Genomic DNA, 14,028 nt, shown 5'->3' with positions numbered 1-14,028 from the left:
CGACCCGGATCGGCCCGTGACCATGGAGGCGCGTATGCACTACGCAGACGACGACACAGAGCTGATTTCAGAGACATGGTGGTATCCGCTCCAGTGGGGCGACACGCTGTCAAACCACGATTGGATCCCGCTCTATATCAACCGCCTGCTGACCTCGGATTTCATCGCCTATTCGGTGGCCGAGGGTCGGCGCGGCGATATTGGCACCGCGCTGATCCTGTGGTCGGAGAGCTTCAAGCAGGACCCGGCGGGCACGCTGCCCGACGACGATGTCCAGCTTGCCCAGATTGCGCGCTTTGGCTCCGACATCGAGGGCTGGAAGGCGGCGCGCGAAGGCGTGCTGCACGGCTGGCAGGCGACGCAGATCGACGGCGAAAGCACCCGATCCCGCGCGCGGACCCAGCGGCTTGGGCATGCCGTGATCTCCGAAATCGCGCTGGACATGCATCGGCGCAAGTCGGGGCGCGACCAGGCGCGCGAGGCCGGGCGGTTGGCGCAGGTGCGCAGCCGGGTGCGCAAGAAGTTGTCCGTGTTGAAGGTCGCCCGTCATATCCGCGAGTCCGATCAGATCGTTCAGGCGGTGGCGAGCTACCTCGACACCAGCAATCTCTACGTCACCGACGACAACGTGCGGCTGGCGCTGGAGGAGACCGTGGGCCTGCGCCCGCATGTGCATCAGCTCGATGCGCATCGCGAGGCGCGGGAGTGATGCGGCGCGGTGTCAGGCAGGTGTCACATGGTGTCATGATGACAGTCATCTGACAGGTGATGACAGCAGGTGACAGTCAGATGACAGTCACATCACAGGTGGTGACACCTGTTTTTTCAGGTCCTCGGGTGTCATTGCCCTACAGGACAAGACAAGAAAAAACAGGAAAAGACAAAACACCTTACCTGCACCGCGCGGCACCAGAACCTTGAGACGTTGCGCCGGGACGGACCGGCGCGACAGGGCTTAGAAGAGAGGGAAGAGTGCGATGGACAGCACGCAACAGGCCGAGGGTGAGAAGAGAGTTGAACAGCTACTGGTCGAGCCGCTGCAGCGGCGCGGACTGGTGAAGCCGGCGACGATGACCAAGGACCAATTCGCCGCGATGGTGAGCGACCTCTGCGCGCGGCTGGCCTATATGAGCCCGGCCAACCTCGGCGCGCTTGAGGAAGAGGCGGCGGGTCTGGCCAGCGGCAAGGCGCGTGACCGGTTCCCGATCGCGCAGCGCATCCTTGAGCGGGCGGCAGAGATCCAGCCGCCGGGGGATGACGCCTCGCCGCTGATCCGGGCGGTGTTCGCCAATGCCCTCGGGCGGGACGCGTTGCAGGGTGGCTGGGCGCCTGAGTTGCTCGCCGAGCTGCGCCGGTCGCGGCGCTGGCCGGGCAGCTACACGCTGACACAGGTGCGCGCCCAAGCTGATCCTGCGGTGCGCAAGGCGACGACGTTGCGCGGGTTTGTGGCGCGCGGGCAGGGGCTGACGACAGAGGAAAGCGCGTGGCTGAGCCGCCGCGTCGACGCGATGCGCAAGTGCGACCAGATCGCGGCCCTGGCGCAGACCTCGGAGGCGGGCGCATGAGTATCCAGATGCCGATCCGCTCCAACAGCCGCAGCCGGCCTGTCCAGGCGGTCTCGATCCTTCAGCTGGTTGAGTGGGCCTTCCAGCGCGAGTTTGCGCAGATTGATCTCGATCGTGTCGATGATCCCTATGGCGCGATGTTCGACACGGCTCCGAGCTTTGGCATGGAATATCTCATGATCGAACGGGCGCGCCTCGGCTGCAAGGTCGATGGTGGTGGCAGATCGGAGCCGCACCCCGACGCGGACGCGGTGGCGTCGGCTCTGGCGGTACTGCCGGAAGGGCACGGCGGGCGGCGGATGGCGTTGCGCATTGCGGAACTGGCGCGGGCAGGTGAGGTGCCAAACTGGCGTATGAGCGAGACGCCCCGCGTGGTGCCGGTTGAATGGCGCAGCACCAAGCACGGGGAGTTCGCGCGCACCGAAAGCGGCGGGATGCTCAGCTACATCAGCCGAGGCAAGCTGCGCGAGGTCGAGACGCGTTATTGCCCGATCCGCGTGATCAACCCGCCGCGCGACGCATCGCGACTGCGCCGGGACTATCTCGGCTGGTGGGGCGCGCTGCGTGAGGTGCGCGATAGTTTCCGGATTTATGGCGGTCTGACGTCCTTCGTGGTGACTGAGGCGATGCCGCCTCGCACGCCATGGAACATTTCCTCTTGACGGGATTCTCTCCTCTTTGACATATGGTCCTCGACACAACTGCGCCCGGAGCTGACCCATCAGCTGCCGGGCGTTTTCTTTTCCCGACATCGAGGTGCTGCCATGCCCCGCAAGATCTGCGTGACCGGTGGCTGTGACGATCTCGCGATTGCGGGGCGGTCGCACTGCCCTGACCATTGGGAACAGAGGCAGGCCCGGATCGCCGAGCGCAAGGCGCAGGCGCAGCGGGGTGAGGATGCTCAGGCGCATCGCCGCCTCTATGGCTCTGTCGCTTGGAAGAAAGCGGCCAAAGGTTTCTTGGCCAAGCATCCCCTCTGCGCCGATTGCGCCGGTCTCGACCTTGTCGTGCCTGCGACGGAGGTCGATCACATCGATCCGCACAAGGGCGACCGCGCGAAGTTCTGGATGCGGTCGAACTGGCAGCCGCTCTGCAAGCCCTGCCATTCCCGCAAGACGGCGAGCGAGGTGTTCCACCGCTGACGGGGGGTACCTCGAAAATCTGGGGCTCGGCACGTTGACCGGTATGTATACAGTTCTTTTCGTGCGGTCGGAATTGGGAAAAAAAGCCCATTTGAGAGAGGGTTACGAGATGAAGGGCAGCAAGCCAAAACTCGACAACGTGGTGCGGATGAAGGGCGATGGCGTCAGGCCGACGCCGCCTGCACCGGACTTCATGCCGAGCGAAGAGGCCGTTGAGGCATGGGATCGGCTGGCTCCGGTGATGATCGCCAAGGGGCGGCTGGAGCCGCACTTCGAGGATCTCTTCGCGGCCTATTGCGTTTCGGTGGGCGACTTCGTGCGCTGCACCGGGGATCTCGCGATCATGGGCAATTACTACCTGACCGAGACCCGCAACGGCACGCAGGAAAAGAAGCGCGCCGCGTGGGGCCAGCGGCAGGACGCGCTGGCCAGCATGCTGCGGATCGGCGCGCTTTTCGGCCTGACGCCGGTGGACGAGGGCCGCCTTGGCGCGGCGGGTCAGGGCAGTTTCCTGGACGAACTGGAGAAGGCAATGAAGGGCAATGGATCCAGTTGATCACCCGGTGAGCGCATATGCCCGCGATGTCACCGAAGGACGGATTATCGCGGGCGATCTGGTGCGGCGGGCGTGCAAGCGCCACCTCAGCGATCTGGAAACCGGGCGTGACCGGGGCCTCTACTTTGACCCCGCTGGCGCGGATCGGATCCTGAATTTCGCCAAGATCCTGCGCCATACCGAGGGCGCGCTGGCGGGGCAGAGCTTCCAGCTGCAGCCGTGGCAGGTGTTCCGCATGGGCTCGGTGTTTGGCTGGAAGCGCGAGGCGACGGGCCTGCGCCGGTTCCGCAATACCTATCATCAGGTCGGCAAGAAGAACGGCAAGACGACCGACACGGCGGTGCCGATGCTCTATTCGCAGCTGATGGACGGCGAGGCCGCGCCGCAGGCCTATTGCGCCGCGACGACGCGGGATCAGGCGGGGCTGCTGTTCAAGGGCGTCAAGCGCATGATCAAGCACTCGCCGGTGCTGACGCGGGGCATGGATGTCTATCGCACCCAGATCGAAACCCCCGACACCGATGGCATGATCGCGTGTCTCTCGCGCGACGGGAACAGCTCGGACGGGATCAACCCGCACTTTCTGGCGCGCGATGAGATGCACCGCTGGACCGATCGCGAGCTGGCCGAGACGATCACGGAATCGATGATCGCGCGGACGCAGCCGATTGATTGGGTGATCACCACGGCGGGGCATGATCGCGCCTCGCTCTGTGGCGAGCTGCGCGATTACGCCGAAAGCGTGCTGCGCGGCGATGTCGAGGATGACCGGTTCTTTGCCTATGTGGCGGAGCCGCCGGTGGATTGCGACCCGCTGGACCCCACCGCCTGGGCGATGGGAAACCCGAACCTCGATGTCTCCAAGCCGCAGGCCGACATCAAGGCGGCGGCGACGCTGGCGACGATCATCGCGGCCAAGATGCCGAACTTTCGCCGCTTTCACCTCAACCTCTGGACCGAGGGCGCGGAGGCGTGGATTGCCCGCGATGTCTGGGATCAGGGCGACGCCAAGCAGCCGATTGACCTCGCGCGGCTGCGCGGCAAACGGGCGTGGATCGGTCTCGATCTGTCGAACAAGGTCGACACCACGGCGATTGTCGTGGCGATTCCGGACGGGGAGGCGGTTGTGGTGATCGCCTATATCTTCCTGCCCGAGGGGCCGAAGGGCTTCATCCACCGCGCCCAGACGGAAAAGCGCGAATTTGTCGGCTGGCAGCAGGCGGGATGGCTGGAGATCTGCCGGGGCGGCTCGGTTGATGAAGGAGAGATCCGGGCGCGGCTGCACTGGCTCAAGGGGTTCTTCGACATTCAGGAGGTCGCCTATGACCCTTGGGGCATGAAGTACCTCGCTGAGCGGTTGGAAAAGGAGGGCTTTCCCATGGTCGAGCACCGGCAGGGCTTTGCCAGCATGTCGAACCCGATGAAGCGGGTCGAGGAGCTGGTGGCGCAAAAGCGGATCCGGCACGGCGGCAACCCGGTGCTGGCGTGGCAGGTCGGCAACGTGCACCGCGATGAAGACGCCTCGGAAAACGTCAAGCCGAACAAGAAGAAGAGCACGGGCCGGATCGATGGCGCCGTGGCGATGATCATGGCCGTGGGCCGGGCGGTGGCCGGGCAGGGCAAGAAGAAACAGCGGGAGATCGAGACGCTATGAGCCTGATCGATGTGATCACCAGACCCTTCCGTTCTGCGGAGGCACCGGCCCCGGTAACGGCACGCGCCGAGCCGGTGATCAGTGCCGGCCCCAGCAGCGGGGCCAGCAGCGGCACCGCGTCGCCGCAGGGCTGGATGCAGGACATCGGCTTTGCGGGCACGCGCAGCCGGGTGGCCACCTTGCCGCCGGTCACGCCGGTTCTGGCGCAGCGCCACGCCACGGTGACCGCCTGCTGCACCATCATCGCCGGGGATCTCTCAAAACTGCCGGTGCAGGTCTGGCAGCGTGACGGCTCGGGCCGCGAGGTCCGGGTGCGCGATCACGCGGCGAACTACCTGCTGAACGTCGAGGCCGCGCCTGGCGTGACCGCGATGCTGACCCGGTTCAATCTCGCCTATGCCTTCGCCCTGCGCGGCACCGGCTACGCCTATGCGCCGAGGGATGGCGCGGGCGAGCTGACGATGATCGACGGCATTCACCCCGATCTCTGCACGGTGCTGCGCAACGGGCGGGCGCGGTTCTATGACTTTGAGGATGGCGACCGCATCCAGCGCCGGGTGCCGGGCCGCGCCATGGTCCACATGCGCTACATGGCCGAGGATGGCTGGACGGGCCGCAGCCCGATCTCGGTCGCGGCGGAGAGCTTCGGGATTGCGCTGGCAGGGCAGGAGGCGGCGGCGCGGGCGGCCTCGGGCACCTTCATGAAGGCCGTGGCCAAGGTCAGCGCATTTGATGCCGATGAAGAGACCTATCAACGCTCCAAGGTCCGGCTGCGCGAGGCGCTGCGCAATGAGAACAGCCTTGGCGGCGTGACCCTGATCGGCCCGGATGACGACATCAAGAGCCTCGACCTGTCGGCGGCGGATCAGCAACTGCTGGAGAACCGCAAGTTTGACCGCGAACAGATCGCCGCGATCTACCGGGTGCCGCCGAGCAAGCTGCAGATGCTGGAGTACGGCGTGAAGGCGAACGGCCAGCAGCAGGCGATCGACTACAAGGCCGACTGCCTTAGCCATTGGGGCGGCTTTATCGAGACCCAGCTGGGGCTTGGCCTGCTGACCGAGGCCGAGCGCCGCGCGGGTCTGTTCCTGCGCCATAACTTCGATGCGCTGCTGCGGGCCACGACGAAGGAGCGCTACGAGGCGCTGAACAAGGCGGTCGGCGGGCCGTGGATGGCGATGAACGAAGCCCGCCGCGAAGAGGGGCTGGACGATGTGGATGGCGGCAACCGCGTCTATCCGCCCTCGAACATGACCCGAGACGAAAACGCACCTGATCCAAAGGAGACCGAGGAATGACGATCCAAACCCTGCGCGCCATGCTTGGCGGCGGCATCATGGCGCTGCATGAGGCCTCGGCGCAGCCCTTGCTGGCGCAGCCGATGCCGCAACCCGTGGCCGGCGAGCCTGTCCAGATGGCAGGGCCGCAAGCGCCGGAGCGCTTCACCATTGAACGCGGCGTTGCCGTGGTGCCGGTGCGCGGCGTGCTGACGGCCAACTCCATGGTGCTGGAGCGCTGGATGGGATGGGCGACCTATCAGGGCCTGACCGAAACCTGCGCCCAACTCGCCACAGATGAGGCCGTCGCCGCCATTGTCCTGGAGTTCGACACGCCGGGCGGCATGGTCCTTGGCTGCGCTGGCGCAGCGGCGGCGATTGCCGAGCTTGGCCAGATCAAACCGGTGCATGCCCTGGTGCATCCGCTGGCGGCGAGTGCCGGCTATTGGCTGGCCAGTCAGGCGCGCGAGATCACGGTCGCGCCGGGCGCGGCGCTCGGCAGTATCGGGGCCGGTGTGATGACGGGCGCATATGTGCAGCCGGGGCAGGGCTCCGGGCTGCAGCTCTTTGAGTTCACCTCGCCACATGCCCGCGCCAAGTGGCCCGACCCCTCGACCGAAGAGGGGCGCACCGAGATCCTGCGCAGCCTTGGCGAGGCAGAGGCGCGCTTCCATGTTGCGGCAGCGGCGGGCAGAGGCATGACGCCGGAGGATCTGCGCAGCCGCGCCAGCGTGACGGAGGATGTGCGAGACGGCGGCGCGCTGTTCGACGGGGCCGAGGCGGTCAAGCGCGGGTTGGCCGATCGCGAGGAAAGCCGCATGGCGTTTTATACGCGCATCCTTGGGGCATATGCCCCCCCGCCGAGACGGACGGCGGGGCGCAGTGCACTGGCGCGGGCGCAGGCTGCAGTGGCGCGCGCGTCGCTATGAACTTGAGCATAAATTGATGGCTGTTTCACCACTGATTGGCACCCTAATCGTGACGGTCTGCGGCTCCACTTTTCAGCGTCAAGTTATGATAGTCGTGACATCAACAATAGAGGGGTTGCCACATAGTCTCGGAAGAAAGGAGCAAATCAATATATGCGCATGTTTTCTATTTCCGCGACCCCCTCAGTGGGCTTTCCAAAAAAACCAACCTTGGGCATTTTCGGTAGGATAGAGGTTTTGAAGTAGACTGGCTTGCTCCTCAGTTTCAACGCCCTCAAAAATAATACTGCCATTTACGTCTGAGATCATTTTGCAAATGTTGTCTAGCATTCTCGATTGTATCGAGTGTGTTCCAATGGATTTTGTGAACATCTTATCTACCTTCACCGCATCGACTGGGGTGTTGGCTAAGTATGATATTCCAGAATATCCAGTTCCAAAGTCGTCGATGAATACTTTGAACCCAAATTTTCGAAGATCTTTTACGGCATCTTGGAGTGTCGCCATGTCCGTGGTTTGTCGCTCTGTTATTTCCAAAGCGATACGATTGGGTTCTATGTTATGAAGTCGAGACTTTTCGATTATCATTTTTCTAAACTCAGGACAGGTGATGTCTTCAACTGTCACATTGAGGCTCGCATAGAAATAAGAGTCTCGATTAATAGTTTCTTCAAGCTCTGCAAGAGACTTGTCTATTACTAGCCTCGTTAGTTTTCTTGTTTGTCCCATTTTCTCAATTATAGGAACGAATATTTCCGGCGATACAGATACTCGATCTTCGCTTGTCCACCTAGCAAGGACTTCTACTCCAACGATTGTTCTGTCGCTCAAGCGAACTATTGGCTGATAAACCACTCCAATCAGATTTCGCTCAAGAGCGCGCTCAAGTTGTTTTTCTAAGGTTCTCTTGGAGAGTATTTGCCGCGACAAACCATGCCCAGCCCCGGCTCCGGCTAACGCACCCAATAAAGTTATTGATAACGCTGTTAATGGACTGGTCGATGTTATGTTTTTCGATACCTTGCTTTGAACCAATGCGCACATGTCAAAATTTTTCTCGCACTCGTATGCGTGGCGGCCGACGTAAGTTAAAATGCCATTGGGCTGGTTTAACAGGGGTATCATTGCAGGAGTGCCGGTTCCCATGCTCGCTAAGACGTGATCTCCATATGGTGAAAAAATGATTGCCTGAAAATTTTTATTTGCGGTTTCGAAATGTTGGAACAGGTTTCTACGCGTAAAAGCAACTGCCTTTCCAGCTACCAGACCAATGTCGTAAATCAGGCGGTTGTCGGGTGCGCCATGAATGTTCCGCCAAAGCGCTGTTCGCCGCTCGTTTTTCCACTCAGCTTCGGGTAGCTGGATAGGCGTGGTGAGTTGACCCCAAACCGCAGTACAGGTGATCTTTCCTTCAGTTGATCGCCCAACATCCTGAATATACGGTGTGAGATATAGGATGTATCGCAACTCCTGCACATCCTTCTCCGAGCATGGCGATGTGGTAAGCCTGTTGATCGCACTTAGCGTCTCACGCGACTGAGTTGCTATCTTCACGGCAAGTGAGAGAAGATCGTGGGCTTGAACATGCAAACGGTCGTCAGCCATACGAAACTGGAAGACCTGAGCGACGCTAAAAGACGCTATTGCGCCCATGAACGAGAAAAAGAACCACATAACGCGTATATTCAAGTTTCTAGATCCCTAAGTAATCTATCGCCGACGAGCAGTGGCAAGGGAGTAGGTCGCTGCCAATTAATCTGCCAGACTAAATATTTGACATACTGTCTTGGCAGTAGGTTCCGTTGCTATAAGGACGCGATTCCCCTGTGGTTTGCTTCCTTTTTAGCGAATTTGGCTCCATCGAACCTTAGAAATAGGCGGCGAGGGCCATTCAAATTTTTTAGGATTGCTTTGAAGGCTGGGGCCTTTGCGCTCAGCCGGAATATTTGATTCTAAGCATGGCGCGTCTCTAGGCTGGCGAAAACCGCCCAAAGTCGCGCGTCCTCGAAATTGCACCTTTTCCATACCACCCAAACCCCGACCGCAGCATGCGTTCGGGGCCGCACTGCTGCCTGCGCGCAGCACTTCCACAGGAGTTCCCCCATGAAAAATCTCGATGACCTGCGCCGCGCTCGCAAAGCGGCGGCGGACAAGATGCAGCAAGCCGCGCTGAAGCTCGGCGAGCTGGAAGGCGCGACGGACGTCGATGACCAGGCGCTGGCCACGGCGCAGACCGACTTTGATAGTTCTGACGCCGAGTTTCAGGCTGCAGATCGCGCGGTCAAACGCGCCGAAAGCGTTGAGGCCGCGCAGGCAGCAGCAGCGACTGGCGATGCCGGTCAGGGCACGGGCGGGCAGGGCGCTGACCACACCACCCCGGCGCAAGCGCAGAATCCCGCACACCAGGGCCTTGAAGTCGGCTTCATGGCGCTGGCCCTGGCGGCGACCCGGGGCGACCGGACGCGGGCGGTGGCGCAGCTGGAGCGCGATGGCCACTCGGGCATCGGCGCGGCGCTGAACAGCACCTCCGAGAGCGCGGGCGGCGTGCTGGTGCCGCGCCCGATGGCGGCGTCGATGATCGAACTGCTGCGCCCGCGCGTCGTGGTGCGTAAGGCGGGGGCGCGCACGGTACCGATGTCGGCGGGCGAGTTGCGCCACGCCAAGCAGACCGGCGGCGCGACGGCGGGCTATGGCGGCGAGATGGAGCCGATTGCGCCGAGTGAGCCGAGCTTCGACAAGATCGACCGCACGCTGAAGAAGCTGCGCGCTCTGGTGCCGGTATCGAATACGCTGCTGAACCGGGCCACGATCGGGACGGCGACGGTGGTGCGCGACGACATGCTGAAGGTCATGGCGCTGCGCGAGGATCTGGCGTTTCTGCGCAATGACGGCTCGGGCGATCTGCCGAAGGGGATGCGCTACTGGGCGCTGCCCGCTCATTGGAACGCCGGGCCGGTGGCCGCTACGGCGGCGGCCGCCGATCTTGCGCTCCGGCGCGCGGTGTCGCTGGTCGAGGATGCCAACGTCTCGATGGTCACGCCGGGCTGGACGATGCGCGCGGGGGCCAAATCGTGGCTGGCCAGCCTGCGTGATGCCAATGGCAACCTGCTGTATCCCGAGATCGACGCCAAGGGCACGCTGAAGGGCTTCCCGATCTTCACCACCTCGCAGATCCCGAACAACCTCGGGGTGGGCGGTAATGAAACCGAGATCACCTTCGCGGACTTCTCGGAGATGATGATCGGCGAGGGCGGCGAGATGCGGATCGCGCAGTCGACCGAGGCGGCTTTTGTCGATGCCAGCGGCGACACGCAGTCGGCTTTCCAGAACGATCTGACGCTGTTCCGCGCGATCACCGAGCACGACTTCGCCCCGGAGCATGATGAGGCGATCGCCGGCTTCAACGCTGCCGACTGGTCGCTGCAGGCGGCCTGATCCTTTGCCCGCGTTGGTACACCCGGCGCGGGCTTTCTTTGACCTTTCTCAGGAGATCCCGAGATGATGACCCCCGTTCAATTCCGCCAGCACTCTGGCAAGTATAACCGTGGCGAAGTGGCCGGCTTCCTACCGGCGCGCGCCGCCCAGCTGATCGCCAGCGGCGTCGCCGTGGCGTATCGCGCTCCGGCGCAGGCCGCAGCGACCGGCACCGATCCCGATGCCATTGCTCTGGCACAGGCGGCGCAGGACGTGGCCCGTCGCGCCGCCGATCTCGATGCCCGCGAGGCGGCGCTCAAGTCGCGGGAAGAGGCGCTGTCCAAACCTGCCGATACCGTCGCGACGGAGCCCGAACCCGCCCCTGCGCCGACGCGCGAGGCCGGCAGCCCGCCTGCGCAGGGCGGCAAGACCCCGTCCAAACCCGAGCCGAAGGCGTAAGGGCGCGCCATGCAGGGGATTGGAGAGGCCCCGGCGCTGGCGGTGAGCGTGGCGGCGTACCGCCGCGCCACCGGCTTCATCGAGCCGGATGCAGAGGCGGATCTGCTGATCGAGAGCTATCTGCGCGCGGCGCAGGATGTCGTCGAGGCCGGGACCAACCGGCCTCTCGGGTTTCGCGATGTTCGGTTCTCGGTTGAGGTCGGCCCGCGACTGCTGCGCTGGTGGTTTCCCTGTGCCCCGGTGGCCGAGATCACGGCGCTGCGGTTTCTGCGCGGGGCAGCGGTGATCGAGATCTCGCCCGCCGAGGTCGCGCCGCGCATGCTGCATGACGAACCGCAGATCCTGTTTCCCGCTGGCCTGATACCGGCGGGGGGCAGCGGTGTGCTGGAAGTCGAGGCCACGGTCGGCAATCCGGCGCCCGACCCGCGCCTGGTGCAGGCGGTGATCCTGATCGTGAAGGACTGGCGCGAGGCCAATATCGCCATCGATCAGACAGAATACACCCGCGCCAGCTTCGGGGCGCGGGCTTTGATGAAACAGGCGCGCTACACGCGGCCACTGGTCACAGAGAGGATGTAGGCATGGCGCAGAGCCAAGGCGCGCCGCTGTCGCGTGGCAAAGAGGTGATCATCCGCGACCGCAAGGCGCTGTTCGAACGCCGGGCCGAGACCGGGCGCAATCCGCTGAACGAACCGATCTACCAGTGGCAGCCGATCGGGGCCTCCTGGGCGGCCGTGGAAGAGGTGGGCGAGGGCGAGACTGCCGCGAACGGCGTTGAGGGCGCAGTTGCCGCGATCCGGGTGCTGGTGCTGGACACACCACAGGCGCGCAGCATCACGCTGGCCGACCGGCTGCAGATCCTCGGGCAGACCTGGGATCTGGTCGGGCGCGGGCCACATAGCGTCAAGCGCGGCGTCTATGCTTTCGTCGGTGCGCGCTATGCTGCGGGCGGTGCGCCATGAAGGCCGCTCTGACGGCGCTGCTGTTGGCCGACGCTGATCTGCAGGCGCGGGTTGGCTCGCGCATCCATTGGGGCGTGCTGCCCGCTCATGCGGCGGCGCTTCCTTACCTCAACATGACGCTGGTCAGCGCGCCGGTGGCCTACACGCTGGACGGAGAAACAGAGACCTCGACCAGCACGGTGCAGATCGATGCTTGGGCGACTTCGGCGCTGGAGGCAGACCGGCTCCGCTGGGAAGTGCGTACCTGTCTCTCTGGCTATCGCGGCACGCGGGCCGGCGTGACCTTCCGCCGGATCTTCATTGCCGGGTCGCGGGATCTGTCGGGACGCGACCTCGGCGACCTCTCGGCGCTGTTCGGCGTCTCGATCGATGTCACCATTCGCTGGAGCGCGCCATGATCAAAGTGACCTTCACCGGCGGGCGCGATCTCGAAGAGGCGCTGAAAGCCCTGTCCAAACACACGGCGCGCAAGGGCGTGGCGCGGCGGGTGCTGAAGCGCGCCGCCAAGCTCTTTGCCGATCGCGCCAATGCGCTGGCGCCAAGAGGCGAAGAGGGCGTGCTGGAAGAAAGCTATGGCGTCGGCACCAAGCTGACCAAGCGCCAGACGCAAAAGGCCCGCCGCGAAGGGCGCGATGACGTGTTCATGTATGCGGGCACCAGCGATCCTGCGGGCCTGCAGCAGGAGTTCGGCAACGCGCGCCACAGCGCCCAGCCGCATGCGCGCCCCGCCTGGGATGCGACGCAGCAGGCGATTTTCGATCAGATCCAGAGCGATATGACGGCCGAGGTCTCCAAGGCCGTCGCCCGTGCCGAGCGCAAGGCCGCAAGGGCTGCGCGCAAACCCTGATCCAATACCAAAACCACATCCAAGAAAGGAACCTCCATGTCCGGTGAAACCGAGCTTTGGGGCGGCAAAGTCGAACGCTCGCCCGATGGCCTGACCTACAGCCGCGTCGCCAAGGTGACCGGCGTCAGCGTGCCGACCCTGACCAAGAACACCCGCCAGCGCACCACGCTGGATAGCCCCGCCAAGATCCATGAATACGGCGAGGGGTTTGCCGAACCCGGCGATCTCTCGATCTCCTGCCTCTACACCGCCGAGGGCTTTGCTGCCGCGAAGGCGGATGAGGCGCGGGCGGGCGGCACCTATTACCGGATCACGCTGGCCAGCGGCGATGCCTTTGACTGCCGGATGATCACCCCGGTGGTCGAGGTGGCGGGGCTTGATCAGCTCGACGCCGATGCAACCTTCACCCTCTCCGGCAAGACCTCCGGCGAAACCGAATTTACCGCAGCCGCTTGATCGCCCTGCGACCTCTGAAAGGATCCCGACATGACAATGCAAAACTATGTGACCCTGAAACCGAAAGACGGCAGCGGCCCAAGCAATGGCGCCGGCTGGAAGGTCGCCTTCACCACCAATGCCATGGTGGAATACGAGACCGCGACGGGCGGCGATTTCTTCGCGGTGAATGAGCACTTCGAGAAGGCAGAGGCGGGGCGCATCAATATCGGTGTCATGCGCCGCATTCTCTGGGCCGGGCTGATTGCGCACCAGGAGGGCTTCACCGAGCGCGACGCCGGCGAGGTTCTGGACGCCTGCGGCTTCAAGGAGACCTTCGCGGCGGTCGGCGGGGCCATGCGGCTGGCCTTTCCTGAGCAGAAGGACGCGGGCGCGGGAAAGCCGCAGGCCGCAAAGGCCACAGCACCGACCAAAGCCGAACTGGCCCAACCCGCACCGGCATCGACTGGCCCGAGCTGATCCGCCAGTGGGTCGCCGCCGGACAGCCCTATGCGCTGTTCGGGCGGCTGACCTTGCGCGAGGTTGATCTGATCCTGTCCGGCGTCTTGCTCGGGCAGGAACGCGCGATCCGGCAGCGCCGGGGCGAGATCTACAGCCTCGGTCAGCTGCTGATGATCGCCACCCATGCCCCCAAGACCTTCCCCAAACCCGCCGCGTTCCTGGATGGCCGTCGCCAGCATGGATCGAGCGACGCCGAGCTCAGCGCGTACTTCGCGGGCCGGGTCGCGCAGCGGCACGCAGCAGCCAGCTCAAAAGGAGCCTGACCC

At 63.8% G+C, this 14,028-nt stretch carries 18 protein-coding genes; 17 read left to right on the top strand and 1 reads right to left on the bottom strand.

The features are described 5' to 3' along the window. The first annotated feature begins 34 nt into the window (after window positions 1–34). The 8 genes from F3W81_RS06860 to F3W81_RS06825 all read left to right on the top strand — a co-directional run bounded on the left by F3W81_RS06860 (window position 35) and on the right by F3W81_RS06825 (window position 7,123). Complete coding sequence (locus F3W81_RS06860; protein ID WP_193082875.1) at window positions 35–709, top strand: DUF1376 domain-containing protein; 675 nt, start codon at window positions 35–37, stop codon at window positions 707–709. A 268-nt stretch (window positions 710–977) separates the two neighbouring features. After that, window positions 978–1,565: a hypothetical protein gene (locus F3W81_RS06855; protein WP_193082874.1), complete on the top strand. Its 588-nt coding sequence runs from the start codon at window positions 978–980 to the stop codon at window positions 1,563–1,565. Further along, complete coding sequence (locus F3W81_RS06850; protein WP_193082873.1) at window positions 1,562–2,227, top strand: hypothetical protein; 666 nt, start codon at window positions 1,562–1,564, stop codon at window positions 2,225–2,227. Before F3W81_RS06855 ends, F3W81_RS06850 begins: the two co-directional genes overlap by 4 nt. 102 nt (window positions 2,228–2,329) lie before the next feature. Then, a complete protein-coding gene (locus tag F3W81_RS06845; RefSeq protein ID WP_193082872.1) occupies window positions 2,330–2,707 on the top strand; it encodes an HNH endonuclease signature motif containing protein in 378 nt (125 codons plus the stop codon). 109 nt (window positions 2,708–2,816) lie between these two features. Next, on the top strand, window positions 2,817–3,263 hold the full coding sequence (locus tag F3W81_RS06840) for a P27 family phage terminase small subunit (RefSeq protein ID WP_193082871.1): 447 nt from the start codon (window positions 2,817–2,819) through the stop codon (window positions 3,261–3,263). Next, on the top strand, window positions 3,250–4,917 hold the full coding sequence (locus tag F3W81_RS06835; RefSeq protein WP_193082870.1) for a terminase large subunit: 1,668 nt from the start codon (window positions 3,250–3,252) through the stop codon (window positions 4,915–4,917). The genes F3W81_RS06840 and F3W81_RS06835 overlap by 14 nt, the downstream gene beginning before the upstream one ends. After that, entirely contained in the window at window positions 4,914–6,215 is a 1,302-nt protein-coding gene (locus tag F3W81_RS06830) for a phage portal protein (protein WP_193082869.1), read from the top strand. Before F3W81_RS06835 ends, F3W81_RS06830 begins: the two co-directional genes overlap by 4 nt. Next, complete coding sequence (locus tag F3W81_RS06825) at window positions 6,212–7,123, top strand: S49 family peptidase (protein WP_193082868.1); 912 nt, start codon at window positions 6,212–6,214, stop codon at window positions 7,121–7,123. Before F3W81_RS06830 ends, F3W81_RS06825 begins: the two co-directional genes overlap by 4 nt. A gap of 183 nt (window positions 7,124–7,306) precedes the next feature. On the opposite strand, the gene F3W81_RS06820 is transcribed toward F3W81_RS06825, so the two are convergent. Next, on the bottom strand, window positions 7,307–8,797 hold the full coding sequence (locus tag F3W81_RS06820; RefSeq protein ID WP_226941899.1) for an EAL domain-containing protein: 1,491 nt from the start codon (window positions 8,795–8,797) through the stop codon (window positions 7,307–7,309). Window positions 8,798–9,226: 429 nt separating this feature from the next. On the opposite strand from F3W81_RS06820, the gene F3W81_RS06815 reads away from it, so the two are divergent. The 9 genes from F3W81_RS06815 (at window position 9,227) to F3W81_RS06775 (ending at window position 14,025) form a co-directional block, all read left to right on the top strand. Beyond that, the gene (locus F3W81_RS06815; protein WP_193082866.1) at window positions 9,227–10,558 is read left to right on the top strand and encodes a phage major capsid protein; all 1,332 of its coding nucleotides are present in this window, start codon (window positions 9,227–9,229) and stop codon (window positions 10,556–10,558) included. Between the two features lie 63 nt (window positions 10,559–10,621). Next, window positions 10,622–10,996, top strand: coding sequence for a hypothetical protein (locus F3W81_RS06810; RefSeq protein ID WP_193082865.1), 375 nt, complete (start codon window positions 10,622–10,624; stop codon window positions 10,994–10,996). A 9-nt stretch (window positions 10,997–11,005) separates the two neighbouring features. After that, the gene (locus F3W81_RS06805; RefSeq protein ID WP_193082864.1) at window positions 11,006–11,575 is read left to right on the top strand and encodes a hypothetical protein; all 570 of its coding nucleotides are present in this window, start codon (window positions 11,006–11,008) and stop codon (window positions 11,573–11,575) included. A 2-nt stretch (window positions 11,576–11,577) separates the two neighbouring features. After that, window positions 11,578–11,958 carry a head-tail adaptor protein gene (locus F3W81_RS06800; RefSeq protein WP_193082863.1) on the top strand — a complete coding sequence of 127 codons (381 nt, stop codon included), beginning with the start codon at window positions 11,578–11,580 and terminating at the stop codon, window positions 11,956–11,958. Then, window positions 11,955–12,356 carry a tail completion protein gp17 gene (gp17, locus tag F3W81_RS06795; RefSeq protein WP_193082862.1) on the top strand — a complete coding sequence of 134 codons (402 nt, stop codon included), beginning with the start codon at window positions 11,955–11,957 and terminating at the stop codon, window positions 12,354–12,356. Before F3W81_RS06800 ends, gp17 begins: the two co-directional genes overlap by 4 nt. Then, window positions 12,353–12,805: an HK97 gp10 family phage protein gene (locus F3W81_RS06790; RefSeq protein ID WP_193082861.1), complete on the top strand. Its 453-nt coding sequence runs from the start codon at window positions 12,353–12,355 to the stop codon at window positions 12,803–12,805. Before gp17 ends, F3W81_RS06790 begins: the two co-directional genes overlap by 4 nt. A gap of 36 nt (window positions 12,806–12,841) precedes the next feature. Continuing rightward, entirely contained in the window at window positions 12,842–13,261 is a 420-nt protein-coding gene (locus F3W81_RS06785) for a hypothetical protein (protein WP_193082860.1), read from the top strand. 30 nt (window positions 13,262–13,291) lie between these two features. Further along, window positions 13,292–13,720 carry a hypothetical protein gene (locus F3W81_RS06780; RefSeq protein WP_193082859.1) on the top strand — a complete coding sequence of 143 codons (429 nt, stop codon included), beginning with the start codon at window positions 13,292–13,294 and terminating at the stop codon, window positions 13,718–13,720. 53 nt (window positions 13,721–13,773) lie between these two features. Continuing rightward, window positions 13,774–14,025, top strand: a complete 252-nt coding sequence (locus F3W81_RS06775; RefSeq protein ID WP_193082858.1) for a hypothetical protein — start codon at window positions 13,774–13,776, stop codon at window positions 14,023–14,025. Window positions 14,026–14,028 lie beyond the last annotated feature (3 nt).

This window comes from Pseudooceanicola spongiae (assembly GCF_014899185.1).
Taxonomy (GTDB): Bacteria; Pseudomonadota; Alphaproteobacteria; order Rhodobacterales; family Rhodobacteraceae; genus Pseudooceanicola; species Pseudooceanicola spongiae.
The sequence above is the reverse complement of the archived record's forward strand: the minus strand, read 5'-3'. Positions and strand labels throughout refer to the sequence as shown.